We start from the raw sequence: 25,496 nt of genomic DNA on the forward strand, positions 1-25,496 counted from the left end.
CCGTGAATACGTCCTTGTAGGCTCGGGCGCGCCATCCTTGGCGCTTACGCCCCCAGCCAACCCACCCTCCCGGCCACGGACGGTTTCCTGCGCACCGCGGGAAGATCAAAAGAAGAATCAAAAGCAAAAACCGATTCTTCAGACATTTGTGTCGACCAAGGTCGACACCTACCAACAGCACAGAACGCCGTCCCGACAGATCGCGGGAGACTGTCGAAGGCGGGGTGGGTCCGGTTGCGGGGGTGTCCGCGGCATGGATGCCGCGGCCAAGCCCCCAGGGATGGGTTTACGGCGTCCCCCGCAACCGGATCCACCCCGCCATCCCACGGATAGCCAGCTTTTGCCGTTGCTCCGGCCTGTTGTCGTTGCCTCGGCGGGCGCAGGGCGCAGCCCTGCTGCCAAACCCCTCAGCAAGCCTCAGCAGCCGGCACGCGCGCACGCCCCAGCCACGCCAGCAGCAGCGCCGATGCCGCCAGCAGGCCACCGGCCACCGGAATCGCCGCGTAGCCCAGCCCAAGGCTGATCACCGCACCACCCAGCGCCGCGCCCAGTGCATTGCCGAGGTTGAACGCACCGACGTTGATCGACGACGCCAGCCCCGGCGCCTCGCTCGCCGCCTGCATCACCCGGATCTGCAGCGGCGGCACGATGGCGAAGGTCGCCGCGCCGAACAGCAACACGCCAAGCGCTGCGGTCGCGTGGCTCATGAAGGCCAGCGGCAGCGCGAACATCAACAGGGCCAGAACCGCCAGCAGGATGCGGGTCGAACCGTCCAGCGACCAGTCGGCCATGCGTCCGCCGATGCCGTTGCCAACGGTGAAACCAATACCGATCAGTGCCAGCGACAACGCGATGAAGGCATTGGACGCGCCGGTCAGCTCGGTCAACACCGGCGCCACGTAGGTGTAGAGGGTGAACATCGCACCTGCGCCCAGCACCGTGGTCGCCATTGCCAGCAGCACCTGCGGCTGCATGATCGATTTCAGTTCACGTCGGACATCCGGGCGTGCACCCGCTGCGGAGGCCGGCAGTGCCATGGCCAAGGCGGTGATCGCCACCACGCCGAGTACGGCAGTGCCGGCAAAGGCCAGGCGCCACCCCAACTGCTGGCCAACCCAGGTCGCCAGCGGCACGCCACCGATGTTGGCGATGGTCAGGCCCATGAACATCGTCGCCACTGCCGCCGCCTGCTTGTCCTTGGGCACCAGACTGGCGGCGACCACCGCGCCGATGCCGAAGAACGCGCCGTGCTTGAGGCTGGTCACCAGCCGCGACAGCAGCAGCAGGCCGTAGTTCGGGGCCAGCGCCGACAGCACGTTGCCGACGACGAAGATCGACATCAGCAGCATCAGCGCGGTGCGCTTGCCGAAGCGTCCCATCAGCAGGGTCATCACCGGCGCGCCCAGCATCACGCCCACCGCGTAGGCGGTTATCAGCATGCCGGCAGTGGGAATGCTGACCCCCACTCCGCTGGCGATGACCGGCAACAGGCCCATCGGGGTGAACTCGGTGGTGCCAATGGCGAAGGCGCCGACGGCGAGTGCCAGCAAAGCGGCTCTGGAATTCATGGGAGTTGCCTGCGTGGGGCAGGCCCTGTGGAAAATGAGCGCGTAGCCTGCGCGCTTTGCCGGCCGGGAGTAAGCCTCGGCGCGGGAAAACAGTGTTGATCCCGATTCACAAGTGGTGGGCAGGTCCGCCATCCGGGTAGCGCCGGACCATGCCCGGCGAGCGCAGCGGCGCCCGGAAAGCAGAACCCCCGGCGCTGGCCGGGGGTTCGGGGTCGTGCTTACCAGTCGCCGGCACCCGGCACGTGGTGTTCGCGTGCGCGGCGGCGCATCAGCAGGTTCAGCCACTCCACCAGCACCGAGAAGCCCATCGCGGCGTAGATGTAGGGCTTGGGCACGTGCACGTCCAGGCCGTCCAGGATCAGCACCGCACCGATCAGCAGGATGAAGGCCAGGGCCAGCATCTTCACGGTCGGGTTGGCATCGATGAAACGGCCCAGCGGGTTGGCCGCCAGCAGCATCACCGCCACCGACAGCAGGATCGCGGCCACCATCACCGGCACGTGGTCGGCGATGCCGACGGCGGTGATCACCGAGTCCAGCGAGAACACGATGTCGATGATGGCGATCTGCGCGATCACGTAGCCGAACACGGCCGAGGTCTTGGTGGTGGTCGGATCCTCGTCCTCGCCACCGGAGATCATTTCCTTGATCTCCATCCAGCCCTTGATGATCAGGAACAGGCCACCGACGATCAGCACCAGGTCGCGGATGGAGATGCCCATGCCGGCCACGGTGAACAGGTTCGCCTGCATGTGCGCCAGGTACGCCAGCGACACCAGCAGGCCGATACGGGTAATGCAGGCCACCGCGATGCCGAGGCGGCGCGCGAACGGGCGGCGGTTCTCGGGCAGCTTGCTGACGGCGATGGAGATGAACACCAGATTGTCGATGCCGAGCACGATTTCCAGCGCACTCAGAGTGAACAGGGTCAACCAGACGTTCGGATCGGCGAGAAACTCAAGGGACATGGGAAGTCTTCAACAAGGGGGAGGAAGAAGGATCAGCCGACGCTGGCCGGGAACAACCGCGGCACCAGCACCAGGGCCCAGCACAGCAGCACGTTCATCATCAGCACGAACACTGCCGCCGAGCCCATGTCCTTGGCGCGGCCGGCCAGTTCGTGGATTTCCGCGCCATAGCGTTCGATCACTGCCTCGATGGCCGAGTTGGCCAGCTCCATCGCCAGCACCAGCAGCATCGAGCCGATCATCAGCGCGCGTTCCACCGGTGTCTGGCCCAGCCAGATCGCCAGCGGCGTCAGCAGCACCAGCAGGTAGACCTCCAGCCGGAACGAGGACTCGTGCAGCCAGGCGGCTCGCAGGCCCTGCCAGGACCAGCGGGCGGCCTGGAAGATACGGCGCGGGCCGCGGGGCATGTGGCCGAACTGATCAGCCACGGGTGAAGCATCCAGCAACAGGGGCGCGGCGCAGCGACCGCTCAGACGCACGGCAGGGAATCATGGGTGCACAGGGATGGGCAGACAGGCCCTATTTTGCCACAAGGGCGGCAAGGGCACCCCGGACGCGCCGCCGCGAGGCCCCGCGAACGGCCCGGCGCGGCCAAGCGGGCGGCCGGACCAGCTTCTATGATGGATGCCCCCTGCCCTGCCGGAGTGCCTGATGACCCGTCCCCGCACCTGCCTGATCCTGCTTGGCCTGCTGGCCGCGCCGCTGGCCCAGGCCCTGAGCCCGCCTGCGCCGCCGCAGGTCCCCGCGCAGGTTTCCAACGTGGCCTGGGCCGCCGACATGGCGTCCTTCGCCACTGCCGACCGGACCAATCCGCCGCCGCGCGGCGGCATCGAATTCATTGGCAGCTCGTCCTTCCGCATGTGGGACAGCCTGGCCGAGGACTTCCCGGGGCAACCGGTGTTCAACCGCGGCTTCGGTGGCTCGGAAGTACGCGACAGCACCTGGTATGCCGGCCAGGCCATCGTGCCGTATGCACCGTGCAAGGTGTTCTTCTACGCCGGCGACAACGACCTCAACAGCGGCCGCAGCGCGACCCAGGTACGCGACGATGTGGTGGCCTTCGTGCAGCGCGTGCATCGCGACCTGCCGAAGACGAAGGTGGAGTACGTCTCCATCAAGCCCAGCCCCTCGCGGGCGCACCTGCTGCCGGCGATCAACGACGCCAACGCGAAGATCAAGGCCGCGCTGGCGAAGCTGCCCAACACCGGCTACACCGACATCTACACCCCGATGCTGGAGGCCGATGGCCAGCCTGACGCCTCATTGTTCCGCGAGGACATGCTGCACATGACCCCTGCCGGCTATGCGATCTGGACCAAGGCGCTGGCGCCGAAGGTCAACTGCAACTGAGTGATGCTGGGGTTGCCGGCCAGCGGCCGGCACTACCGGGGACGCTTCATCCACGCATGGCGTGGATCTACGTGTCGACCAAGGTCGACACCTACCAACAGCGGCGGGAACCTGTCGTCTGCGGGTGCCGGGTGCAGCCCGGCCCTCAGCGGAAAATCACCGTCGCCTCGGTGCCCTTGCCCAGCTCGCTGGTCAAGCTGACCTTCCAGCCGAAGCGTTCACACAGGCGACGCACGATCGACAGCCCCAGGCCCGTACCCTGCGGACGGCTGGGATCAGCGCGATAGAACGGCTCGAATGCACGCGACAGCGCGTCGGCGGACATGCCGATGCCGGTATCGCTTACCACCACCCGGTCGTTGTGCACGTGCACGTCGATGCGACCTTCGTCGGTGTAGCTACAGGCGTTGCGCACCAGGTTGCTGACCACCACCTGCAGCACCCGCGGCGGTGCGTGCAGCTGCACGGCCGCGTCACTGTGCAGGTGCACCGCCAGCGGCCGGCCCACCAGCAGCTCGTTGGCGTTGTCCACTTCGTAGCGGACGATGTCGTTGACGTCGAACAGTTCCACCTGCGGCTCGACGTCGGCCTCGCGTGCCAGGATCAGGAACGCATCGATCACCGCTTCCATGTCCCGCCCGGCACGCTGGATGCGCTGCAGGCTGCGGCGCAGGCGCGGCTCCAGGCTTTCATCGCCCAGCGCCATGTCGCTGGCCACCCGGATGACCGTCAACGGCGTGCGCAGTTCATGGCTGGCATCGCGGGTGAAGTTGCGTTCGCGTGCCACGTGCGCGGTGACCCGGTTGGCCAGCGAATGCAGCGCCGCTGCCAGTTGCCGGGTCTCGCCCTGCATGTCTGCGGGCAGCTTGTTCGGTTCCAGATCGGCCGCTTCCGGATGACCCGGATCCCAGCGCGAGACGCGGCGCGCCAGCCAGTTCACCGGTGATACCAGGCGTTTGGAGGCACGGTAGGTGATCCACGAGGCGCCATACACCGCCAGCAGGGTCAGCAGCACCGGCACGATGCCGAACCAGAACGCCAGCATCTCCGCGCGCGAGCGCAGGAACACCAGGTACAGGCGCCCCTGTTCGCGGGCGTCGACCAGCACCAGCTGATCATCGTCGGGCAGTTCGTGGAAGCCCGGTTCCAACGTGCGCAGGTTGGCGGGCAGTGACAGGCTGGACTGCCCGCGTTCCAGCAGGTAGCCACGGATGTTCTGGGTATTGGGCGGCGGCTGCACGGGCGAGGCCTCGTGCAGCGTCCAGTAGTACGCCGCTTCTTCGCGCAGGGCAGCGCCGACCAGGCTGTGCTTGATCACCAGCGAAACCAGCCAGGCGCCCAGCAGGATACCCAGGCTGGCCAGCACGGCTTGCAGGATGAAGGCGATACGGATCTTGCGCGGCAGGCCGTGCGGCATTGCGATGTCCCGGTCAGAGCGCTGCGATTATAGGCAGCGCGCTGTGCCGTGATCGTGCATGGACGATGACGACCGGGCATCCGGAACGTTCACCCCTTCCCTGCCGACCACGGCCGTGCCGGTTCTGCTGCACCACCGGCACGACGTCGATCAGGCCATCGGCTGGGCGATATCGGCGATGCGATAGCCCGCGCTCTGCACGGTGTGCAGCAGCGGCCGGTCGAACGGCTTGTCGATGATCTTGCGCAGGTTGTACAGGTGGCTGCGCAACGTGTCCGAATCAGGCAGGCCGTTGCCCCAGATTTCGCGCTCGATTTCCTGGCGGGTGACCACACGCGGCGATTCGCGCATCAGGATGGTCAGCAGGCGCAGGCCGATCGGCGACAGCTGCAGCTCGGTGCCGGCACGCGTGGCACGCATGCTGACCGGATCGAGCACCAGGTCGGCGACCTTGAGCACTTCCGAACCTACCTGGCGACGTTCGCGGCGGATCAGCGCGCGCAGGCGGGCTTCCAGTTCCTGGATCGCGAACGGCTTGGTCAGGTAATCATCGGCACCAAAGCCAAGGCCGGTGAGCTTGTCATCCAGCGTGTCGCGCGCGGTCAGCATCAGCACCGGGGTCGACTTGCGCGCATCGTTGCGCAGCCGGCGGCACACTTCGATGCCATCCAGTCGCGGCAGCATCAGGTCCAGCACGACCACGTCGTAGCTGTTCTCGGCAGCCAGACGGTAGCCGTCCAGGCCATCCTGCGCATAGTCCACCTCGAAGCCACGGCCTTCCAGGTATTCACCGATCATCTCGGAGATATTGCGGTTGTCTTCGACCACCAGCACCAAGCCGGAAGTCTCCTTCGTCTGACGCATGAGAATCCCTCTTTCTTCAGCTTTGTGAAACATGCCCGATCGACGGTGCACGCGATGTGAAGTTGCGTCAATGAAAAGAAGATGGCGTGCTCACAGCAGCGGTTTCAGCAGCGGCCATACGTTGTCCAGTACCTTCGGCTGCGCCTGCGCGGTGGGATGCAGGCCGTCTGCCTGCATCAATCCCGGCTGCAGGGCCACGCCTTCCAGCAGGAACGGCAGCAACGGCACCTTGTACTGCGTGGCCAGCGTCCGGTACGCCGCCGCCAGGCGTTGGCGGTAGCCCGGCCCATAGTTGGGCGGCACGTCGATGCCCAGCAGCAGCACCTTGGCACCGGCCTTCTGGCTGGCCTGCACCATTTTTTCCAGGTTGCCCTGCACCTGCGCCGGAGTCAGGCCGCGCAGCGCATCGTTGCCACCGAGGGCGATCACCACCACCGTGGGCTTTTCCCGCCCGAGCAGGCCCGGCAGGCGGGTCAGCGCGCCGGCGGTGGTTTCCCCGCTCATGCTGGCGTTGACGATGCGCGGCGGGGTTTTCGACTGCTGCCTGACCCGCTGCTGCAGCAGGCTGACCCAGCCTGCATCGGCCGGGATATTGTGGGCGGCACTGAGGCTGTCACCGAGCACCAGCACGGTACCGGTGGCCGGACCTTTGGCACACGCCAGTGCCGGCAACAGCAGCAACCCTAGCAACAGCACCATCATTGCGCCGGCTTGCCGGCTCCATCCCGTCTTGTGCATTGGAGTCTCCTCATCGACAGCCTGTCCCCCCGCAGCGCGCCCGTCGCCATCGCCGTCGACCAGGTCGGCAAATCCGTGCATGGCCCGGAGGGTGAAGTCCACATACTGGACAACATCACCCTGACCGTCCATGAAGGCACCAGCGTAGCCATCGTCGGCGCCTCCGGTTCCGGCAAGACCACCCTGCTCGGCCTGCTGGCCGGGCTGGACCTGCCCAGCCGGGGCCGCATCGCGCTGGCGGGCCAGGATCTGACGGCATTGGACGAAGAGGCGCGTGCACAGCTGCGCGCGCGCGACGTCGGCTTCGTCTTCCAGAGCTTCCACCTGCTGCCGGCGCTGACGGCGGCCGAGAACATCGCACTGCCACTGGAACTGGCCGGGCGGGAGGACCGCACGCGGGTGGATGAGGTGCTGGCCGCAGTCGGGCTCTCGCATCGCGCCCGCCACTATCCGCGGCAGTTGTCCGGCGGCGAGCAGCAGCGTGTGGCCCTCGCTCGTGCGTTCGTCAGCCGCCCGCGCATCCTGTTCGCCGATGAGCCCACCGGCTCGCTGGACCAGGCCACCGGCCAGCACATCAGCGATCTGCTGTTCGAACTCAATGCCGGCAGCGGTACCACCCTGGTGCTGGTCACCCACGACCTGCGCCTGGCGCAGCGCTGCCAGTACATCCATCGCATCGACAACGGCCGCCTGCAGCCGGTGGAACATGGAGTGGACGCATGAACCTGCTGCGGCATGCGTGGCGCGCGCTGCGCCGCGAAGCCCTGGCCGGTGATCTGCTGACCGTCTTCGCCGCCCTGGTACTGGGCGTGGCGGTGATGACGGCGGTGGGCACGCTGGTCAACCGGGTCAACCTGGCACTGACCGGCAGCGCGGCGGAAATGCTCGGCGGCGACCTCGGCGTGGCCGGACGCGATGACCCGCCTGCCGCATTTGCCGACGAAGCGCAGCGACGCGGCCTGGCGCACACGCGGCTGGCCAGCTTCGGCAGCGTGCTGTTCCAGGGCGATGCCAGCCAGATGGCCAGCATCAAGGCCGCGGAGGCAGGCTACCCGCTGCGCGGCGCGCTGCGCGTGCGCGCCACGCCCGGCGGCGCGCTGATCGCCGATGCCGGCATGCCGGCCAAAGGCCAGGCCTATGCCGATCCACGCCTGCTGCAGGCGCTGGGCCTGAAAGCCGGCGACGATCTGGAATTCGGTGCGGGCACGCTGCGCATCGCCGGCATCATCGAATCCGAACCGGATGCCGGTGGCGACCTGCTGACGCTGTCGCCGACCCTGCTGGTCAACCGCGCCGATGTGGAAGGCACCGGCCTGCTCGGCCCCGGCAGCCGCATCAATTACCGCCTGATGTTCGCCGGCCCGGCCACCGACATCGCTGCATTCCGGCAATGGCTGCTGCCGCAGGTGAAAGGCATGCGCCTGCTCAGCGTGAACGATACCCAGCGCGGTGTGCGCCAGGCCTTCGACCTGGCCGGTCGTTTCCTCGGCCTCAGCGCACTGCTGGCGGTACTGCTGGCTGGCGTGGCCACCGCACTGGCGGCCAACCGGTTCGCCCTGCGTCGCATCGACCAGGTGGCGATCCTGCGCTGCCTGGGTGCACGCCAGCGCGACATTCTGGCTGGCCTGGCCCTGCAGCTGCTGATGCTGGCCGTGCCGGCCTGTGCGATCGGCATCGGCCTGGGCATGGCGGCGCAGGAAGGACTGGTGCAGGTGTTGGGCAGCCTGGTGCCGCAACGCCTGCCGCTGCCCGAAGCGATGCCTGCGCTGACCGGCGCGGGGATCGGACTGTTGCTGCTGTTCGGCTTCGGACTGCCACCACTGCTGCGCCTGCGTGGCGTGCCGCCGATGCGCGTGCTCAACCGCTCGTTTGCCGCCTTGCCACCGGCCTCGCTGCTGGCCTATGTGGCCGCACTGGCGGCCAGTCTGGTACTGGCGGTGCAGGTCACCGGCGATCTGAAGCTGGCCCTGTGGGTGCTGGGCGGCCTGGCCGGGCTGGCGGTCGCTGCAGGCGTGGTCGGGTTCCTCCTGCTGCAGCTGCTGCGTGGCCTGCAGCATCGTCTGCATGGCAACTGGCGCTTGGGCCTGGCCGCGCTGACGCGGCGGCGGATGCTGGCGGTGATGCAGCTGGTGGGGCTGTCACTGTCGCTGTGCGCGCTGCTGTTGCTGGCGGTGATCGGCCCCGGCCTGCTGCAGCAGTGGCGCGAGCGCCTGCCCGCGGACACGCCGAACTACTTCCTGATCAACATCCAACCCGAGCAGCGCGACAGCGTGCTGGCCGCACTGCAGGGCCTGGGAGCGGATGATGCCAGCATCGAACCGATGGCCACCGGGCGCCTGATCGCAATCAACGGCAAGCCGCCGCTGCGGGTGGACCGCACGCCGGCCGACGACAATCAGCCGCAGGGCGAAGGCCAGCGCGACGACGATGACGAGAACCGTCCGCTGAACTTCAGCTGGCGCAGCACGTTCCCGCCGGCCAACACACTGGTCAACGGCACGTTCTGGACGCCGGACAGCACCGCCGCCGAGGCCTCGGTGGAGATCGGCTGGGCCAAGCGCTACGGCGTGTACCCGGGTGATCGCATCACCATTGCGGTGGGCGAGCAGGAGCGCGAGTTCAGCGTCACCAGCGTGCGCAAGGCCGACTGGAACACCTTCCGGCCGAACTTCTTCGTGCTGTTGAACCCGAAAGCGGTGGGCGATACACCGCACAACCTGCTGTCGGCGTTCCATCTGCCGGCGGGACAGGCGGCGGGTCTCGGGGCCCTTGTGCGCGCGCAACCGAACCTGTCGCTGCTGGACGTGGATGCGGTGATCTCGCAGGTGCGCGATGTGATGGAACGGGTAGCGCAGGCGGTGCAGCTGGTGATGGTGTTCAGCCTGCTGGCCGGCGTGCTGGTGCTGCTGGCGGCACTGCAGGCGACGGCTGGCGAGCGCCGCTATGACAGCGCCGTGCTGCGCACGCTGGGTGCAACGCGGCGCCAGCTGCGTGGCGCGGTGCTGGTCGAGTTCGGTGCGCTGGGCGCGCTGGCGGCGCTGTTGGCGGTGGGCGCGGCAGCGGTGATCGGCGTGGCGGTGTCGCAGAAGGTGTTCGAGCTGCCGCTGCTACCGCCGTGGCCGGGCTTGCTGCTGGGTGGCCTGCTCGGCATCGGCCTGAGCCTGCTGGCTGGTTGGCTGGGCACCCGTCGGATCCTGCACACGCCACCGGCATTGGCACTGCGGGAAGCCTGACGCCGTTGTGAAAGCAAAGGCATCCACGCATGGCGTGGATCTACTGGCATGCGCGGCGCGGATCTACTGGGACTATCGCTGGTAGATCCACGCCATGCGTGGATGCGGTTCACGACGCCTGTTGCTTCGCCCAGATCACGGTCGTCTCCATCGCACGCTGCATGTCCGCCAAGGCAATGAACAGGCAGAGCTCCACCTGCGCATCGTTGTCACCCACCCGCTTGCGGAGTTCGGTGTACTCCGGGTGGCTTCCGCAAATGACCACGCGGACGATGTTGCCGCTTGGGAGGTGCATGGCGGAGAAGATCGGATTGGCTTCGCGATCCTTCGTGCCATCCTCGAAGAACACGTTGTAATGTGGGTTACGGAAGTCTTCAGCGCGCAGCTTGGTCGCCTGGATTCCGGCCGTGAAGTGGTCGAGGAAATGCTGCTCGAGACGGTCGTAGGTTATCGGGTTGGTCAGGTAGCCATCGAACATCGGGAGATCTGGCACGATCGCCCTCAGCACTCGCTGCCTTCCGCCACTGGAATCGCAAAGACACGGACGACGTCGTGACCCGGCGGACCATCCGTCCGGCTCCCGCAGAAGCGAAAGCCCGCGAGCATATCCGCATCTTCGAACACGGAGCGCACCAGCGCGATTTCTGCCAAAGCGGTCGTGTCGCATTCGTGCCGAAGGCGATGCCCCAGGGCGACGCCCTCGGGGCCTGGGTAGTAGAAGACGTGAGGAAGCAGCACACCCTCCTCCGCATGCAGCTCGAACTCGGTAAAACTCAACGCGAGGAACATTTCCGAGCCCGTCGCACTGCGCACCCTGCCAGCAATACGCACGGTTGAAAGCACGTGGCTGCAGAGACTGAGCAGATAGGCCGATGTCCATCGAGGCCCCAATCGCTCCAGCAAGTCATCGATTCGACTCAAGCGCGAAACAAGCGGCACCTCCTCGAAATCATCGATTTCGAGGAAGAAGCTCTCGATGTCATCGCAGGCTTCGCCGGGCAGCAGCTGGTTGCAGAGAGTGGAGAGTTTCATCGATGGGGAAGATCGTGGACAGCACAGGTTGCCCATCCTATCGCGTGCCAGCCTCACGCAGAAATGCGAGGAAAATCGCGGTGAAACGCGTCATAGCCAGGCGCATTCGGCGCCAAACAACGCGGCACGACGCGTGGATGCCGGGTGCAATCACCGCCGGAGAGCGTGCCGAGCAAGCCCGGCACCCACCAGTGCAGTGCACGTCCGACACCCTACCGCGCCGATCAACCTTCCTTCGGCGCCTTTTCCACGTACTTGGCGAAGACTTCGTCGATCTGCTTGTCCTTCACCTTCTTGCCGGCCTGCACGTCTTCGGCCTGGGTGAACAACGGGATGATCATCGCCATGCCATCGAGTTTGGTCTTCAGGTGCACGCCCGGGGCCTGGGTCAGGAAGCCGTCCCAGCGCTGGCGCACTTTGCTCCAGTAACCGGCGGTTGCCTTCCAGTAATCACGCGCCGGGGTGAAGTCGACCTCGGTGGTCCTGATGTAGTCGTTGAAGCCGAATTCGCGGGCGATTTCGACCTGGCTGCCATCGGCGTTGCGCTGCACCTTGGTGTTGAACTGCTCGTGGGTCCAGCCGTTCGGGGTCAGGGTGTGGCGGTTGACCACGGCCAGCGCGTTGTAATCGCTGCGCTTGGTGTATTCGCGGCGTGGCAGCGGCCGCCAGCTGATGTCGCTGGTCCAGGTCGGCACGTTGTTGCCGTAGGTCCACGTGCCGGTGCCGCAGTAGCGCGGTGCATCGCTGACTTCGTACACGCACTGGGTCCAGGCACCCTGGTTGGTCGCCGCCGCGATGGTGCGTACCTGCCAGGTCTGGTCGGCGCTGAACTCGAAGCGGTTCGGCGCTTCGTATACCCAGTCCTGCCGCCAGTGCTTTGTCACGTGGCCGCTCTTGCTGTCCACCAGCAGGTGCTGCAGAACGATGCGCTTCGGGCTGTCCTCGACCACGATCACCACTTCGTTGCCGCCACTGCGCATGGCCGGCGCGCGCTCGTAACCCGGCTTCAGCAGCACGGTTTCATCGAAGGCGAAATCCACCGTGTACTCACCCTGCATGGCCAGGATGCTGTCGTGGTCACGGGCGATGTCGGAGGGCTGCGCGCTGGCGGCGCCACTGGCGGCGAGCAGCACCATCACGCTGGCTGTCTGGAACTTCATCGGGTCTTCCTTCGGGGTTGCAGGTTTCGTGGAAAGGCCATCCTGGCCGGCAGTCGATCCATCGCAATCAGGTCACAGGCGGACCAGCGGCAGGTCGCCGGGAGCGCGCGCGGCAGGGCGGCGTGCGGCATCGGCACAACAACAGTCGTCGATCGCCAGTTCGCCTTCGGCGCCTTCGATGCGCGCGATCCGGCGCGCGGTGGCGGCGCCCAGCGACGACAATGTGGACAGGCTGGCGGCCAGGGTCCGGCCCTCGTCGGCAGCATGCAGGCGCAGCGTGCACAGGCGCCAGCGCTGGCCGCCCAGATGCCCGGCCAGGCGCCGCCACAGGCGCTCACCGACGCTGCCATCGGCATCGTGCGAAGGACCGGGCGGCAGCGTCGCCACCAGCCGGTCCCAGGCCAGGAAATCGCTGTCCGGCAACAGGTACAGGCGCCACACGCAGCGGCCGCGTGCATCAAGGAAGCACAGGCTTTCGCGCAGGCCCTCGCTGTCCACGCCCTGGCAGGCATGCACCGATACTGCCTGGCGCCAGCCGCCAAGTTCATTGCCATCGGCGTGGTACAGGCACAACACGGTGCCGAGCGCTGCCAGCTGTTCCGGCGCAGGCCAGGCCCGCAGCGACGAACGCGACAGGGAGGACGGCAGGCGACGCGCAGACAGGGCTCGGCTCATGGGATCACCAGGACACGGCAAGGCTGGCCGACAGAGTGCGGCCGGGGCTGGTAAAGCGGTCCAGAACGGTGCTGGTGGCTGACAGGGTCGAGCCGCCGTTGGACCAGTCGATGTAACGCTTGTCACCCAGGTTGAAGACACCGACGTTGAAGGTGGCGCCCGGGGCGAAGTTCCAGTGCGCCATCAGATCGGCCAGGCCATAGCCGGCCGGGCGATAGATGGCGGTCGAGGCCACACGGTCCTTGCGCTTGACGAAGGTGCCGGCCAGTTCGACGCCCCAGGTATCGGTGTCGTACATCAGGCCGACGGTGCCGCGCATTGGATCGACCGAGTCCAGCGGCACATCGGCGGTCTTGTTGTCGCCGCGCGACCACGCCACCGCACTGCGCAGCGCCCACCCCTGCAGCGCCGGACTGATCTGGCCGAAGTCGACGCCGGCCTTCAGTTCGGCGCCGTAGATGCGTGCGTCGGCGATGTTGCGCGACTGGAACACCATCAAGCCCTGCGCGTTGGTTCCCACCAGCGTCTGCGACTCGATGAAGTCCTTGTAGTCGTTGTAGTAGCCGCTCAGGCTCACGTACGCCGCCGGCGACAGGAATCGCAGGCCCAGTTCGACACCGTCGCTGGTTTCCGGCTTCAGGTCCGGGTTGGGAATGGCGGTGTAGCCGAAGGCGAAATTGGTGAAGCCGAGGTTGACGTCGTTGTACGGCGGCGAGCGGAAGCCACGCGAATAACCGGCAAACAGCGACCACGCGTCGGTGAAGCGATAGACCAGGCCGAACTTCGGCGACACGCTGGTCTTCTTCAGCTCCGACACGGCCACGCCCGGATTGTCCTCGGCGAAGATGCTGTCCACGTCCGGCTTCAGTTCGTAACGGTCCACGCGCACGCCGGGCACCAGCGACAGCTTGCCGTCGGCCAGGCGCATTTCATCCTGTGCGTACAGGCCCAGCTCGGTGGTCTTGCTGATCGGGAAATCGCGCACGGGGAACGCGTCGGGCAGGATCGTCGTGCTGACCACGCCACGGTTGCTGACCTGGTAGCCATCGCGCTTCTGGCGGATCTCGGTGCGGGCGCCATCGAAGCCATAGGTCAGCGCGTGTTCGACGCTGCCGGTGCTGAAGGCCTTGTTGAACACCGCCTGCAGGCCATACACGCGCTGGTCGAAACTGAACTCGCGATGGCGGCGGCTGCCGTTGGCGCGCGCCTCGTCGGTACGCTGCGTGGTTTCGCTGTCCTGCGTGTAGACCTGCCAGTGCAGGCTGTCGGCGAAGCCCTTGTCCAGCGCATCCATCTCGTGGGCGAAGGACACGCGGGTGCGGTTCTGCGTGTCGCGCGCCTTCATGCCGGTGGTGGTGGTGCGGTCGATCGAGGACAGCACGTCGGTATCGGTGTTGTCTTCGTTGCCTTCCACGGTCAGGCGGAAGCGCTGGTCGTCGCTGGGTGCATAGACCAGCTTGGCCAGGCCGCTGCGGCCATCACGGTCCTGCGGGTTGGCCGCAGTGCGCGTGTTGTCGTTGCTGCGCACATCACCCTTGTTGTCGGTTTCCTGGCCCTGGCGGTGGTTGATGTTGACCATGCCACTCCAGTGTTCGCCACCGAAGGCGCTGGTGACGCCACCGAGCAGGCCTTTCCACTCGCCGTCGTAGCCGAACTTCAGGCCGACGTAGCTGTCCTTGCCATCCTTCAGGTAATCGGCCGGGTCCTTGGTGACGAAGGCAACCACGCCGCCGAGTGCGTCCGAGCCGTACAGCGAGCTGGCCGGTCCGCGCACGATCTCCACGCGCTTGAGCGTGTCCAGATCGGTGAAGTTGCGGTTGGCGTTGGAGAACGAGCCGATGTTGAAGCTGGTCGGCATGGCGATGCCATCGGTCTGGATGCGCACACGATTGCCGTCCAGGCCGCGGATGCGGATGCTGCCGAGACCGAAACGGGTTGCGCTGCGGCTGACCGACAGGCCCGGCTCGTAGCGGACCAGATCCTTGATGTCCTGCACCAGATGCCGGTCCATCTGCTCGCGGTCGATCACATCGACGGTGGCCGCGACATCGCTCACTGCCCGCTCGGTGCGGGTGGCGGTGACCTGCACCCGATCGAACTCGCGCGCGTCGGGCGCGGCATCGGCAGCAGCATGGGCGGACAGCGGCAGGGCCATCCACAGGGCAATGGAAAGGGCGGTCGGGCGGGTCATCGGCATCATTCGGTCAGGCAGGGGAACCCCCGGCCACCGCCACACCAGGCAGGCATGAACGGTAGACCGAGGGGGAGAGAGCAGGAGCGGACGGGTCGCCCACCCTGTCGGCGCTGCCGACAGGAGGGAGGGAGGCGGGCGACCAGGCCGCGTTACTTGGTCAGGATCAGCTTGTCGTTGCTGGTATGACGCAGACGGTAGAAACGGTCACCGTGCTGGATCAGGATTTCACGACGGCCCTTGAGCAGGGCTTCGCTGTCGATGACCTCTTCCGGCGGCACGACACGAACCGGGCGGTCGCGGAGGGTCAGCGTTTCGGGGCGCAGCAGTACAGGTTGAGCATTCATGAGCATCTGGACTCGTGCGAGGGACGAGTTAAATGATAATGATTCTCAGTTGACAATCAACAATCATTCTCAACTTAGTTGATGGAATTAATGATCGAAATTTAAATTTCGATAGTTTTTGTCTATTGAAATAAGCGCCATTGGGCGCGGTAAGGCCGGGCGAGCGTGGGCTCGGCCCTACAAACCTGTCCCCGGTCCTCAGGCGAATACGGCTTCCACCTGCGCCCAGCCAGCGTCGTCCACCTGTGCCAGCACGTCCAGCGCCTGCAGGTTCTGCAGCAGCTGGCTGACCCGGCTGGCGCCGAGGATCACACTGGAGACGTTGGGATTGCGCAGGCACCAGGCGATGGCCAGGCTGGCCGGGGCGTGGCCCAGGTCGCGCGCCACGGCACTGAAGCGACGCACCCGGGCCAGGCGCGCATCGGCGTTGTCGCCCAGCACCAGATCCTGCAGCCAGCCCATGCCCTCGCGCCCCAGGCGTGCATCGGCCGGCACGCCGTCGTCGTACTTGCCGCTCAGCAGGCCCGAGGCCAGCGGCGAGAAGATCGTGGTGCCCAGCCCGGCCGTGGCATACAGCGGCGCGTACTCCACTTCCACCCGCTCCCGATGCAGCAGGTTGTACTGCGGCTGCTCCATCGACGGTGCCTGCAGGTTGTGGCGCGCGGCGATGTCCACCGCTTCCTGGATCTGGTTGGCCGACCATTCCGACGTGCCCCAGTACAGCACCTTGCCCTGCCGGACCAGAGTGTCCATGGCATGCACCGTTTCAGCGATCGGAGCGTCCGGATCCGGACGATGACAGTAATAAAGGTCCAGGTACTCCACCCGCAGGCGCTTGAGCGCAGCATGGCAGGCGTCGGTCACATGCTTGCGCGACAGGCCGCGCTGGGTCGGCCGCGGGTCCTGGGCACTGCCGAAGAACACCTTGCTGGACACGCAGAAACCATCGCGCGGCAGCCGCAGGTCGGCAATCACATCGCCCATCACCTGCTCGGCGCGGCCGTTGGCATAGCCCTCGGCGTTGTCGAAGAAGTTGATGCCATGGTCCCAGGCCGCCGCCACCAGGTTGCGTGCCTCATCGCGCGGCACCTGGTCGCCGAAGGTCACCCAGGCGCCGAAGGACAGGGCGGAAATCGGCAGGCCGGTGGAGCCAAGGCGACGGTAGAGCATGCGATTCTCCTGCTGCGGGCCCGCATTCGGGCCGGGATCAAGCCACCATTCTACCTGTCCCGGCAGGCCCAACCCCTTGCTGTTGCTGGCCTGATCGGAGCCGATGCCCGCGCGCAGACCGCTTTTCCTTGCTCCGGCCCCTGCCCTGCACTAGGCTTCCCGTTTTTCGCGACGCCCCAGGGGAGTCACTCAGATGGTCGAAGGTTTGGGCAGGATCGGCTTCGGCCTGTTCGGTTTGGCGGTGCTGATCGGCATCACCTGGCTGTTTTCCAACAACAAGCGCGCGGTGGACTGGAAGCTGGTCGCCACCGGCATCACCCTGCAGATCGCCTTTGCGGCACTGGTGATCCTGGTACCGGGCGGGCGCGACGTATTCGATGCGCTGGGCCAGGGCTTCGTGAAGGTGCTGAGCTTCGTCAACGAAGGTTCGAAGTTCATCTTCGGCTCGTTGATGGACGTCAAGAACTACGGTTTCATCTTCGCCTTCCAGGTGCTGCCGACGATCATCTTCTTCTCGGCGCTGATGGGGGTCATGTACCACCTCAACGTCATGCAGGCGATCGTGCGGGTGATGGCCTGGTCGATCACCAAGGTGATGCGCGTGTCCGGTGCGGAAACCACCAGCGTCTGCGCCAGCGTGTTCATCGGCCAGACCGAGGCACCGCTGACGGTGCGTCCGTACATCGCCAAGATGACCCAGTCCGAGCTGCTGACGATGATGATCGGCGGCATGGCCCATATCGCCGGCGGCGTGCTTGCCGCGTACGTGGGCATGCTGGGCGGTGGCGATCCGGTGCAGCAGGCGTTCTACGCCAAGCATCTGCTGGCGGCCAGCATCATGGCGGCCCCGGCCACCCTGGTCGTGGCCAAGCTGCTGATTCCGGAAACCGGCACCCCGCTGACCCGCGGCACGGTCAAGATGGAAGTGGAGAAGACCTCCAGCAACATCATCGACGCGGCTGCGGCCGGCGCCGGTGACGGCCTGAAGCTGGCACTGAACATCGGTGCGATGCTGCTGGCCTTCATCGCCCTGATCGCCCTGCTCAATGCGCCGCTGACCTGGATTGGTGAAGTCACCGGTCTGGCTGCGGCGATCGGCAAGCCGACCGACCTGTCGACCATCTTCGGCTACGTGCTGGCGCCGATTGCCTGGGTGATCGGTACCCCGTGGGCCGACGCCACCACCGTCGGTTCGCTGATCGGCCAAAAGGTCGTGATCAACGAGTTCGTCGCCTACACCGAACTGTCGAAGATCGTGAATGGCCAGGTGCCGGGCATGAGCCTGTCCGACGAAGGTCGCCTGATCGCCACCTACGCGCTGTGCGGCTTCGCCAATTTCAGCTCGATCGCGATCCAGATCGGCGGCATCGGCGGGTTGGCACCGGAACGTCGCCACGACCTGGCCAAGTTCGGCCTGCGCGCGGTGCTGGGCGGTACCATCGCAACCTTCATGACGGCTACCATCGCCGGCGTGCTGACGCATTTCAGCTGAACCCTAGTTCGAGAAAAGATTCCCTATGAGCAGCAGTGTCGTTGTCGTCGGTTCCTTCAATGTCGATCACGTGTGGCGGTGCGAGTCGCTGCCGGCACCGGGTGCGACCATTGCCGGCCGCTACAGCACCGGCCCGGGTGGCAAGGGCTTCAACCAGGCCGTTGCCGCCTGCCGTGCCGGCGCTGACACCAGCTTCCTGTGTGCGCTGGGCGACGACGCGGGTGGTGCTACCGCCCGTGACCTGGCCGCGCAGGATGGTTTCGCGCTGATTGCCGAAGCCAGCAGCGAGCCGACCGGCACCGCCGGCATCTATGTCGATGCCCGTGGCCGCAACACCATTGTCATCGGCCCGGGCGCCAACGCGGCGCTGAGCACCGACTTCGTGCAGCAACAGCAGGCCCTGCTGACCGGCGCCAAGGTGGTGCTGGTGCAGCTGGAATCGCCGGTGCAGACCATCGAAGCGGCGCTGGCCGTGGCCCGCGAGGCCGGTGTCACCACCGTTCTCAACGCCGCCCCGGCCGATGCCCCGTCGAGCATCGGCCTGCTCAAGCTGGCCGATGTGATCACCCCGAACGAGACCGAGTTCGCCGCCCTGCTCGGCCGCCATGTCGGCGAGCGCGTGGATGCCAACGACGTTGCCGCACTGGACGGCGCCAGCCTGCACGCGCTGTGCCGCAAGCTGGTCGGCAACGGCACGGTAGTGGTGACCCTGGGTTCGGTGGGCGTGTTCGTGTCGCATGCCGACGAGCATCTGCGTGGTGACACCCAGCCGTACTACCGCGTGGGTGCCGAACAGGTGCAGGCGATCGACACCACCGGTGCCGGCGATGCCTTCAACGGTGCGCTGGTGGCCTCGATCGCCCAGGTTCCGGACGCTCCGTTCGCCCGCCACGTGCGCTTCGCCAACCAGTTCGCCGGTCGCTCGACCGAGAAGGAAGGTGCGGCCGCGGCAATGCCGCGCTTCACCCCGGCCGACGCCGAAGTGAAGTAGATCCACGCCATGCGTGGATGAAGAAGCCCGGGTGTGCAGACACCCGGGCTTTTTTTGTGCGCGCCACCCACGCACGGTGTGGATCAGCTGCGACGCTCTGACGCATTCCCCGCGCAGGCGGCCTCTTCCACCATCGACACATGAACGGATTCCCCTGGCTGCTGGTCGCGGCCACCGGCAGTGCCATCGCGGCCCTGCTGCACATCGGCTGCATCGCTTTCGGTGCCCCCTGGTATGAGCGCTTCGGTGCCGGCCGGCGCGTGGTCCGGCTGGCCGAGGCCGGGCATTGGTGGCCGCCACTGATGACAGCCGGCATCACAGCCGTGCTGCTGTTGCGCGCGGCGATGGGGTTCGTGCTGGCGGTGCTGCGCCCCGGCTACAACGGCAAGCGCTTCTGGGTGGCCAGTTCGCTGGTCTGCCTCGGCCTCGGGCTGGCGTTCGCGTTCGGCGCCGCCCAAACCTGGCAATCCCTGTAGGGCAGCGGTTCACCCAGCCGACCACCGTCGCCTGCCCTTGGGGGCGACGGAAGCAACCGTCAAGCATCTGTTGATGCCCGTGCGGCATGAGGTCGGTCCGGATCGGTCTGAACCGGCAGGCCGGCAACTCCGCCGGGGCGCCGGCCGCGCCCTACAATGGGCGCATGCAGATCGGCCCGTACTCCATTGCCCCCAACGTCGTGCTTGCGCCCATGGCCGGCGTCACCGACAAGCCCTTCCGCCTGCTGTGCAAACGGCTGGGCGCGGGCCTGGCCGCCTCGGAAATGACCATCAGTGACCCGCGCTTCTGGAACACGCGCAAGTCGATCCACCGCATGGACCATGCCGGTGAACCCGCGCCGATCAGCGTGCAGATCGCCGGTACCGAACCGCAGCAGCTGGCCGAGGCGGCGCGTTACAACGTCGACCATGGCGCGCAGATCATCGACATCAACATGGGCTGCCCGGCCAAGAAGGTGTGCAACGCCTGGGCCGGCTCAGCGCTGATGCGCGACGAGCAGCTGGTCGCGCGCATCCTCGAAGCGGTGGTCAACGCGGTGGACGTGCCGGTGACGCTGAAGATCCGCACCGGCTGGGACTGCGACCATCGCAACGGCCCGGTCATCGCCCGCATCGCCGAGGCCAGTGGCATCGCGGCGCTGGCCGTGCACGGCCGTACCCGCGACCAGCACTACACCGGCCAGGCCGAGTACGCCACGATCGGCGAGATCAAAGCCGCGTTGCGCATCCCGGTGATCGCCAACGGCGACATCGATTCGCCGCAGAAGGCCGCCTTCGTACTGCAGCAGACCGGCGTGGACGCGGTGATGATCGGCCGCTCCGCACAGGGCCGGCCGTGGATCTTCCGCGAGGTGGCGCACTACCTGGCCACCGGCGAGGAACTGCCGCCGCCGTCGCTGGCCGAAGTGCGCGACATCCTGCTCGGCCACCTGCATGCACTGCACGATTTCTATGGCGAACCGCAGGGCGTGCGCATCGCACGCAAGCACCTGGGCTGGTACGCCAAGGACCGGCCGGAGAATGCCGCGTTCCGCGCGGTGGTCAACCGCGCCGAGGATCCGGCCAGCCAGATCGCGCTGACCACCGACTATTTCGACCGCCTGATCGCCGGGGAACCGGCGATGTCTTCCGCTGCCTGAGCCCGCCCCCATGCCCCCGCCGATTTCTTCCCCGACCTACCTGCACGGGTTCTCCGGCACCGAGCAGCAGCGCCTGATGACGCAGGCGCGCCTGCTGGAATCGAGCATCTTCGGCCAGATCGATTACAGCGGCGCAAAGCGCCTGCTGGAAGTCGGCAGCGGCGTGGGTGCACAGACCGAGATCCTGCTGCGCCGCTTCCCCGAGTTGCACGTGACCGGCGTCGACCTGAGCGAGACCCAGCTGGAAACCGCACGCGAAAACTTGGCGCGCACGCCGTGGTGCAGCGACCGTTACACCCTGCAGCAGGCCGATGCCGGCGAACTGCCGTTCGAGGCCCGCACCTTCGATGCGGCCTTCCTGTGCTGGGTGCTGGAACACGTGCCCTCGCCCGCGCGCGTGCTGAGTGAAGTACGCCGCGTACTCGCCCCGGGCTCGCCGGTGTACATCACCGAGGTGATGAATGCCTCGTTCCTGCTTGATCCGTATTCGCCGCACATCTGGCGCTACTGGATGGCCTTCAACGATTTCCAGTACGACCATGGCGGCGACCCGTTCGTCGGTGCCAAGCTGGGCAATCTACTGCTGGCCGGCGGCTTCCGCGATGTGCACACCGAGATCAAGACCATCCACCTGGACAACCGCGAACCGGCGCGTCGCAAGACGATGATCGCGTTCTGGGAACAGCTGCTGCTGTCGGCGGCCGACCAGCTGCTGCAGGCCGGCACGGTGGACGAAGAGACGGTGGAGGGCATGCGTCGCGAGTTCCGGCTGGTGCAGAACGATCCGAACGCGGTGTTCTTCTATTCGTTCGTGCAGGGCCGCGCAACCGTGTATTGAGCGGTCCCGGCACTACCGATTGAGGCAGTAGAGCCACGCCATGCGTGGCCGCCGCCGCCGATGCACACCCCATCCACGCATGGCGTGGATCTACTGTTCGGGTTCGTGCCAGATGCGCTGCCACATGGCCGACAACCGGCGACCGGCATCGGCACGCGCGGCCGGGCTGCTGTAGTCCACCCGCAGCTGCTCGGGCACGATCGCACGCCACTGGCCGTCAACCTGCTCGGCCACCGCGAAGTTGAAGGTGTAGTCCGGCTCCAGGCCCATGCGCAGGTCGCTCAGCACCAGCCGGCCTTCAACCACCTGTGCGCGCATGAAGCCACGGTTGAACCACTGCAGACGCTGTACCGCCGGAATTCCCGCCGCTTCGCGCAATGCCTGCACGTTGGACGGATGCCCCTCGAAACGCATCGGCGCGTGGTCGGCCACCAGCGAGCGGTCACCGACCACGTAGCCATTGGGGGTCATCGCCACCACCCGCCATAGCAGGGTATTGAACGGCATCGGCACCGAGAACCGCGGCGCGTCGCCCAGGCCCATCGCGGCCAGGCTCTGCTGCGCGGCACGGTCGACCTGGGCCTTGGCGATCAGCCCCCAGCCCAGGTACGCACTGCTGAGCAGCAGCGCAACACCAAGCACCTTGCCCGCCCACGGCCGCGCCCGACCGAACCAGGCCAGCACGCAGCCCAGCAGCAGCCACACCGTGTAGCCGGGATCGATGATGAAGACACTCGAGCCCATCGCCGGATGCGGCTGCAACGGCCACCACAGCTGCGTGCCGTAGACGATGAACGCATCCAGCACCGGATGGGTGACCAGCGCCAGCTGGATCGCCCAGAACCAGCGCACCGGTGACTGCGCCACCCTGCCCTTGCCGAAGCGCTTGAACAGCCACCAGATCAACGCGGCTACCCACGGCAGCACCAGCAGCGAATGGCTGAAACTGCGATGGTCGGTCATGTTCGCCACCGGGTCGGCGGCGGCAACGCCCAGCCACAGGGCATCCAGGTCCGGCAGGGTACCGAGCGCGGCACCGGCCAGCAGAGCGGCACGGCGGTGTCCAGGCGGGGCGATGGCGGCAGCGACGGCGCCGCCGAGAACGATCTGGGTCAATGAGTCCATCGGCCGATGCTAGCGGGTTGCGCGCGGTGTATGTAGCGCCGAGCCCATGCTCGGCTGCGCTTCGTTCGGCGCCACGACAGCCGAACATGAGCTCGGCGCTACAGGGGAACCACCTTGCACGCCCGTCGAGCATGGCTCGACGCTACAGGAGCGGTTTACGCCGCCTGCGACAACCGCGCCCCGGGCAGCTCCACCAATGTCTGCCCGTTGTGGTCCAGCAGCCGCAATGCGCCATCGTGGTCTTCGGCCAAGGCGGTCAGGCTCTCCACCCAGTCACCGTCATTGGCATAGACCAGGCCATCGCGTTCGATCAGCGCGGCGCGGTGGATGTGTCCGCAGACGATGCCATCCAGGCCACGCCGGCGCACATCATCCAGACCGGCCTGCACGAAGCGCTCGATGTAGCGTTCGGCCGCACCGCTCTGGCGCTTCAGGAATTCGGACAGCGACCAGTAGCGCATTCCGAGTCGACGCCGCACCGCGTTCAACAGATGGTTGCCGGTAAGGATGCGGTAGTACAGCCAGTCACCAAAGCGCTCCTGCAGGCCACCGAAGTGGGTGACGCCGTCATAGTCGTCGCCATGCGCCACCAGCAGCCGGCGGCCATCGGCGGTGGTGTGGATCGCGCGGCGGCGCACCTGCATCGCCGGCAGCATCAGGCCGCACACCTGGCGCAACGAAGCGTCGTGGTTGCCGGGGATGTAGATGATCTCGGTACCGGCGCGCCGCAGCGCGTGCAGGGCCAGAATGACGTCGCTGTGCGATTGCCGCCAGTTGGCGCGTCGGTGTGCCATCCACCACAGGTCGATGATGTCGCCGACCAGGTACAGGCGCTCACAGCGCAGCGTGCCGAGAAAACGCGCAAGCTCGGTGGCGTGGCAATGCCGCGACCCGAGATGCACATCGGAGACGAACACGGCGCGACGATGCGGTGCCAGGTTCGCCAGCGTGCTCATGCCGGCATCCCCGCATCGCGCAGGTAGCGTTTGCGTTTGTGTGGCCGGATCGCGTGCAGGTCGACTTCGATCAGGCCGTCGATCGAGTCGCTGAAATCCGGGTCGACGCCGAACGCCAGGAACCGTGCACCGCCGGGTTCGCACAGGTCGGTGTACTGCCGGTACAAGGTGGGCACGCCGGTGCCGAGCGCGACGAGGTTGGCTTTGAGCACATCGAAGGCGGCCGCCGCATCCAGTTCGCCGAAGCACGGTGGTGCGGCGAAGTACTGGAACGGCCGGTTCGATTGCACCCGACCATCGGCCGCGCCGTAGTAACGCTGGTAATAGGCCACCAGCTGCTCGCGCGCATCGCGGGGCAAGGCGGCGCTGATCGACACCGCACCGAACAGATAGCGGATGCCGGGCTGGCATTGCAGATAGGCGCCGATGCCCTGCCACAGGTAATCCAGGCTGCGGCTGCCCCAGTAATCGGGCACCACGAAGCTGCGGCCCAGTTCCAGGCCCTCGGCAATGCGTGGAATGGCATCGTCGGAATAGCGGAACAGCGAGGCACTGTAGAGCCCGGCCAGGCCCCGACGCGCCAACGCCTGCGCGCCACGCATGATCCGGTAGGCACCGGCGATGCGCTGGGCGGTGCCGTCCCAGATCACGATGTGCTGGTAGTGCAGGTCGAAGTCGTCCAGATCGCGACTGCGCCCCGTGCCCTCGCCCACCTGGCGGAAGGTCAATTCGCGCAGCCGCCCCAGCTCGTGCAGCAACGGCGAATCAGCCGCGCAGCGGGCCAGCAGGATCTGTTTGCCATCGGCGGTCTGCCCCAGCACGGTGGCAGCGGCAATGCCAGCGGCGACCTGTGCAGGCGGCACCGGCGCGGCCAGCGGCTCGGGCCCTGCAGGGCAGCCTTCGGCAACCGACGTAGTGCGCCCCAGCGCGTATACCGCGCGGCGCACCGCCAGCAGCTGTGCGCCGGGGTCACCCTGCCCCAGCTGCATCGGTTCGCCGATGCGCAGCCGCAGCGGCCGGCCACGGCGGGCGAACATCTCGCGTGCCAGCAGTGCCGTACCGGCCGGCTTGAACAGCGTCGAGGCGCCGTAGAACAGCGCCGAGTTGCGCGCTTCCACCCGCACCGGCAGTACCGGTGCGGCGGCGGCACGGGCAAAGCGGACAAAACCCCGCTGCCAGCGACCGTCGCGGATGCCGAGCAGCGACAACCGCGAGACCTCGCCGGCCGGGAACACGATCACGCACTGCTCGGCTGCCAGCGCCTGCTCCACCGCCTGCAGGCTGGTGCGCTGGACCTTGCCACCGAGGATGCGTACCGGCAGCAGCAGGTCCTGCAGCGGCCCGATCGCACCCAGCAGATCGTTGGCCACGATGCGCACGTCGCGGCGGATGCGGCCGACCGCATCCAGCAGGGCCAAGGCATCCAGCGCGCCGGAGGGGTGGTTGGCCACGATCAACAGGCGGCCGGTGGCGGGAATCCGCGCCAGCGCGGCGGGGTCCACGTGGTAGCGACCCTCGATGAAATCCAATCCGGCGGCGACGAAGTCGAAACCGCGCACGTTGGCATTGCGGCGCAGGAACTCCTCGATCCGGTCCAGCCGCGACCAGCGTCCGACGCTGCGCAGCAGGGGCCGGGCCAGTTGGCCGCGACGGCCATGGAACCAGTCGGGATAGCGTTGCTGCAGACGCTGTTCGAGTTCCTGCATGGCGTGTCCACTCCTGCCCGGCGGCCGGGTTGGCCGAGA

24 protein-coding genes are annotated in these 25,496 nt (G+C 66.9%); 8 read left to right on the top strand and 16 right to left on the bottom strand.

Annotation, left to right across the window (positions count from 1 at the left end):
• Window positions 1–407: 407 nt before the first annotated feature.
• From GIW57_RS02345 to GIW57_RS02355, 3 genes are all read right to left on the bottom strand, one after another.
• Window positions 408–1,568: an MFS transporter gene (locus GIW57_RS02345; protein WP_236509063.1), complete on the bottom strand. Its 1,161-nt coding sequence runs from the start codon at window positions 1,566–1,568 to the stop codon at window positions 408–410.
• A 218-nt stretch (window positions 1,569–1,786) separates the two neighbouring features.
• Window positions 1,787–2,536, bottom strand: a complete 750-nt coding sequence (locus tag GIW57_RS02350; RefSeq protein WP_100463001.1) for a TerC family protein — start codon at window positions 2,534–2,536, stop codon at window positions 1,787–1,789.
• Window positions 2,537–2,568: 32 nt separating this feature from the next.
• The gene (locus GIW57_RS02355; RefSeq protein ID WP_025877898.1) at window positions 2,569–2,964 is read right to left on the bottom strand and encodes a diacylglycerol kinase; all 396 of its coding nucleotides are present in this window, start codon (window positions 2,962–2,964) and stop codon (window positions 2,569–2,571) included.
• 223 nt (window positions 2,965–3,187) lie between these two features.
• Here GIW57_RS02355 and GIW57_RS02360 point away from each other — a divergent pair, with 223 nt between their 5' ends.
• Window positions 3,188–3,886, top strand: coding sequence for an SGNH/GDSL hydrolase family protein (locus GIW57_RS02360; protein ID WP_236509064.1), 699 nt, complete (start codon window positions 3,188–3,190; stop codon window positions 3,884–3,886).
• 145 nt (window positions 3,887–4,031) lie between these two features.
• On the opposite strand, the gene GIW57_RS02365 is transcribed toward GIW57_RS02360, so the two are convergent.
• The 3 genes from GIW57_RS02365 to GIW57_RS02375 form a co-directional block, all read right to left on the bottom strand.
• Window positions 4,032–5,303, bottom strand: coding sequence for a HAMP domain-containing sensor histidine kinase (locus tag GIW57_RS02365; protein ID WP_100462998.1), 1,272 nt, complete (start codon window positions 5,301–5,303; stop codon window positions 4,032–4,034).
• 150 nt (window positions 5,304–5,453) lie between these two features.
• On the bottom strand, window positions 5,454–6,167 hold the full coding sequence (locus GIW57_RS02370) for a response regulator transcription factor (RefSeq protein WP_002811889.1): 714 nt from the start codon (window positions 6,165–6,167) through the stop codon (window positions 5,454–5,456).
• A 90-nt stretch (window positions 6,168–6,257) separates the two neighbouring features.
• Window positions 6,258–6,905 carry an arylesterase gene (locus GIW57_RS02375; RefSeq protein WP_089238845.1) on the bottom strand — a complete coding sequence of 216 codons (648 nt, stop codon included), beginning with the start codon at window positions 6,903–6,905 and terminating at the stop codon, window positions 6,258–6,260.
• 75 nt (window positions 6,906–6,980) lie between these two features.
• On the opposite strand from GIW57_RS02375, the gene GIW57_RS02380 reads away from it, so the two are divergent.
• Window positions 6,981–7,628: an ATP-binding cassette domain-containing protein gene (locus tag GIW57_RS02380; RefSeq protein ID WP_059066070.1), complete on the top strand. Its 648-nt coding sequence runs from the start codon at window positions 6,981–6,983 to the stop codon at window positions 7,626–7,628.
• Window positions 7,625–10,138 (top strand): FtsX-like permease family protein, encoded by a 2,514-nt coding sequence (locus GIW57_RS02385; RefSeq protein ID WP_236509065.1) that lies wholly within the window; start codon window positions 7,625–7,627, stop codon window positions 10,136–10,138. The genes GIW57_RS02380 and GIW57_RS02385 overlap by 4 nt, the downstream gene beginning before the upstream one ends.
• 109 nt (window positions 10,139–10,247) lie before the next feature.
• On the opposite strand, the gene GIW57_RS02390 is transcribed toward GIW57_RS02385, so the two are convergent.
• The 7 genes from GIW57_RS02390 to GIW57_RS02420 all read right to left on the bottom strand — a co-directional run bounded on the left by GIW57_RS02390 (window position 10,248) and on the right by GIW57_RS02420 (window position 16,713).
• A complete protein-coding gene (locus tag GIW57_RS02390; protein ID WP_236509066.1) occupies window positions 10,248–10,616 on the bottom strand; it encodes a hypothetical protein in 369 nt (122 codons plus the stop codon).
• Window positions 10,617–10,639: 23 nt separating this feature from the next.
• Entirely contained in the window at window positions 10,640–11,170 is a 531-nt protein-coding gene (locus tag GIW57_RS02395; protein WP_205406079.1) for a hypothetical protein, read from the bottom strand.
• A gap of 224 nt (window positions 11,171–11,394) precedes the next feature.
• On the bottom strand, window positions 11,395–12,330 hold the full coding sequence (locus tag GIW57_RS02400; RefSeq protein WP_100462992.1) for a DUF6607 family protein: 936 nt from the start codon (window positions 12,328–12,330) through the stop codon (window positions 11,395–11,397).
• A 72-nt stretch (window positions 12,331–12,402) separates the two neighbouring features.
• Window positions 12,403–13,005, bottom strand: coding sequence for a Hemin transport protein (locus tag GIW57_RS02405; protein ID WP_100462989.1), 603 nt, complete (start codon window positions 13,003–13,005; stop codon window positions 12,403–12,405).
• A gap of 4 nt (window positions 13,006–13,009) precedes the next feature.
• A complete protein-coding gene (locus GIW57_RS02410) occupies window positions 13,010–15,196 on the bottom strand; it encodes a TonB-dependent hemoglobin/transferrin/lactoferrin family receptor (protein WP_236509067.1) in 2,187 nt (728 codons plus the stop codon).
• Between the two features lie 152 nt (window positions 15,197–15,348).
• Entirely contained in the window at window positions 15,349–15,543 is a 195-nt protein-coding gene (locus GIW57_RS02415) for a hemin uptake protein HemP (protein WP_005412278.1), read from the bottom strand.
• A 198-nt stretch (window positions 15,544–15,741) separates the two neighbouring features.
• Window positions 15,742–16,713 carry an aldo/keto reductase gene (locus tag GIW57_RS02420; RefSeq protein WP_100462985.1) on the bottom strand — a complete coding sequence of 324 codons (972 nt, stop codon included), beginning with the start codon at window positions 16,711–16,713 and terminating at the stop codon, window positions 15,742–15,744.
• A gap of 193 nt (window positions 16,714–16,906) precedes the next feature.
• Between GIW57_RS02420 and GIW57_RS02425 the strand changes: the two genes are divergently transcribed.
• The 5 genes from GIW57_RS02425 to GIW57_RS02445 all read left to right on the top strand — a co-directional run bounded on the left by GIW57_RS02425 (window position 16,907) and on the right by GIW57_RS02445 (window position 21,670).
• The gene (locus GIW57_RS02425) at window positions 16,907–18,205 is read left to right on the top strand and encodes a nucleoside transporter C-terminal domain-containing protein (protein ID WP_025877855.1); all 1,299 of its coding nucleotides are present in this window, start codon (window positions 16,907–16,909) and stop codon (window positions 18,203–18,205) included.
• Window positions 18,206–18,230: 25 nt separating this feature from the next.
• Window positions 18,231–19,196, top strand: a complete 966-nt coding sequence (locus tag GIW57_RS02430) for a ribokinase (RefSeq protein WP_100462979.1) — start codon at window positions 18,231–18,233, stop codon at window positions 19,194–19,196.
• A 140-nt stretch (window positions 19,197–19,336) separates the two neighbouring features.
• Entirely contained in the window at window positions 19,337–19,672 is a 336-nt protein-coding gene (locus GIW57_RS02435; RefSeq protein WP_236509068.1) for a hypothetical protein, read from the top strand.
• Window positions 19,673–19,836: 164 nt separating this feature from the next.
• A complete protein-coding gene (dusB, locus tag GIW57_RS02440) occupies window positions 19,837–20,832 on the top strand; it encodes a tRNA dihydrouridine synthase DusB (protein WP_099820273.1) in 996 nt (331 codons plus the stop codon).
• 10 nt (window positions 20,833–20,842) lie between these two features.
• On the top strand, window positions 20,843–21,670 hold the full coding sequence (locus GIW57_RS02445; RefSeq protein ID WP_236509069.1) for a class I SAM-dependent methyltransferase: 828 nt from the start codon (window positions 20,843–20,845) through the stop codon (window positions 21,668–21,670).
• 90 nt (window positions 21,671–21,760) lie between these two features.
• Here the strand turns inward: GIW57_RS02445 and GIW57_RS02450 are convergent, their stop codons facing one another.
• The 3 genes from GIW57_RS02450 to GIW57_RS02460 form a co-directional block, all read right to left on the bottom strand.
• A complete protein-coding gene (locus GIW57_RS02450; RefSeq protein WP_236509070.1) occupies window positions 21,761–22,795 on the bottom strand; it encodes a metal-dependent hydrolase in 1,035 nt (344 codons plus the stop codon).
• Between the two features lie 155 nt (window positions 22,796–22,950).
• Window positions 22,951–23,751 (bottom strand): UDP-2,3-diacylglucosamine diphosphatase, encoded by an 801-nt coding sequence (locus GIW57_RS02455; RefSeq protein WP_100462970.1) that lies wholly within the window; start codon window positions 23,749–23,751, stop codon window positions 22,951–22,953.
• Window positions 23,748–25,457 carry a lysophospholipid acyltransferase family protein gene (locus GIW57_RS02460; RefSeq protein ID WP_236509071.1) on the bottom strand — a complete coding sequence of 570 codons (1,710 nt, stop codon included), beginning with the start codon at window positions 25,455–25,457 and terminating at the stop codon, window positions 23,748–23,750. The genes GIW57_RS02455 and GIW57_RS02460 overlap by 4 nt, the downstream gene beginning before the upstream one ends.
• Window positions 25,458–25,496: the final 39 nt, after the last annotated feature.

This window comes from Stenotrophomonas sp. PA-6-5C, from assembly GCF_021605635.1.
GTDB lineage: Bacteria > Pseudomonadota > Gammaproteobacteria > Xanthomonadales > Xanthomonadaceae > Stenotrophomonas > Stenotrophomonas lactitubi.

Coding starts and splice junctions, on each gene's coding strand:
- GIW57_RS02460 (WP_236509071.1), bottom strand. CDS start 25,457: ATGCAGGAACTCGAACAGCGTCTGCAGCAACGCTATCCCGACTGGTTC.
- GIW57_RS02410 (WP_236509067.1), bottom strand. CDS start 15,196: ATGACCCGCCCGACCGCCCTTTCCATTGCCCTGTGGATGGCCCTGCCG.
- GIW57_RS02420 (WP_100462985.1), bottom strand. CDS start 16,713: ATGCTCTACCGTCGCCTTGGCTCCACCGGCCTGCCGATTTCCGCCCTG.
- GIW57_RS02450 (WP_236509070.1), bottom strand. CDS start 22,795: ATGGACTCATTGACCCAGATCGTTCTCGGCGGCGCCGTCGCTGCCGCC.
- GIW57_RS02400 (WP_100462992.1), bottom strand. CDS start 12,330: ATGAAGTTCCAGACAGCCAGCGTGATGGTGCTGCTCGCCGCCAGTGGC.
- GIW57_RS02395 (WP_205406079.1), bottom strand. CDS start 11,170: ATGAAACTCTCCACTCTCTGCAACCAGCTGCTGCCCGGCGAAGCCTGC.
- GIW57_RS02360 (WP_236509064.1), top strand. CDS start 3,188: ATGACCCGTCCCCGCACCTGCCTGATCCTGCTTGGCCTGCTGGCCGCG.
- dusB (WP_099820273.1), top strand. CDS start 19,837: ATGCAGATCGGCCCGTACTCCATTGCCCCCAACGTCGTGCTTGCGCCC.
- GIW57_RS02425 (WP_025877855.1), top strand. CDS start 16,907: ATGGTCGAAGGTTTGGGCAGGATCGGCTTCGGCCTGTTCGGTTTGGCG.
- GIW57_RS02365 (WP_100462998.1), bottom strand. CDS start 5,303: ATGCCGCACGGCCTGCCGCGCAAGATCCGTATCGCCTTCATCCTGCAA.
- GIW57_RS02405 (WP_100462989.1), bottom strand. CDS start 13,005: ATGAGCCGAGCCCTGTCTGCGCGTCGCCTGCCGTCCTCCCTGTCGCGT.
- GIW57_RS02390 (WP_236509066.1), bottom strand. CDS start 10,616: ATGTTCGATGGCTACCTGACCAACCCGATAACCTACGACCGTCTCGAG.
- GIW57_RS02415 (WP_005412278.1), bottom strand. CDS start 15,543: ATGAATGCTCAACCTGTACTGCTGCGCCCCGAAACGCTGACCCTCCGC.
- GIW57_RS02430 (WP_100462979.1), top strand. CDS start 18,231: ATGAGCAGCAGTGTCGTTGTCGTCGGTTCCTTCAATGTCGATCACGTG.
- GIW57_RS02445 (WP_236509069.1), top strand. CDS start 20,843: ATGCCCCCGCCGATTTCTTCCCCGACCTACCTGCACGGGTTCTCCGGC.
- GIW57_RS02345 (WP_236509063.1), bottom strand. CDS start 1,568: ATGAATTCCAGAGCCGCTTTGCTGGCACTCGCCGTCGGCGCCTTCGCC.
- GIW57_RS02385 (WP_236509065.1), top strand. CDS start 7,625: ATGAACCTGCTGCGGCATGCGTGGCGCGCGCTGCGCCGCGAAGCCCTG.
- GIW57_RS02375 (WP_089238845.1), bottom strand. CDS start 6,905: ATGCACAAGACGGGATGGAGCCGGCAAGCCGGCGCAATGATGGTGCTG.
- GIW57_RS02350 (WP_100463001.1), bottom strand. CDS start 2,536: ATGTCCCTTGAGTTTCTCGCCGATCCGAACGTCTGGTTGACCCTGTTC.
- GIW57_RS02435 (WP_236509068.1), top strand. CDS start 19,337: ATGAACGGATTCCCCTGGCTGCTGGTCGCGGCCACCGGCAGTGCCATC.
- GIW57_RS02370 (WP_002811889.1), bottom strand. CDS start 6,167: ATGCGTCAGACGAAGGAGACTTCCGGCTTGGTGCTGGTGGTCGAAGAC.
- GIW57_RS02455 (WP_100462970.1), bottom strand. CDS start 23,751: ATGAGCACGCTGGCGAACCTGGCACCGCATCGTCGCGCCGTGTTCGTC.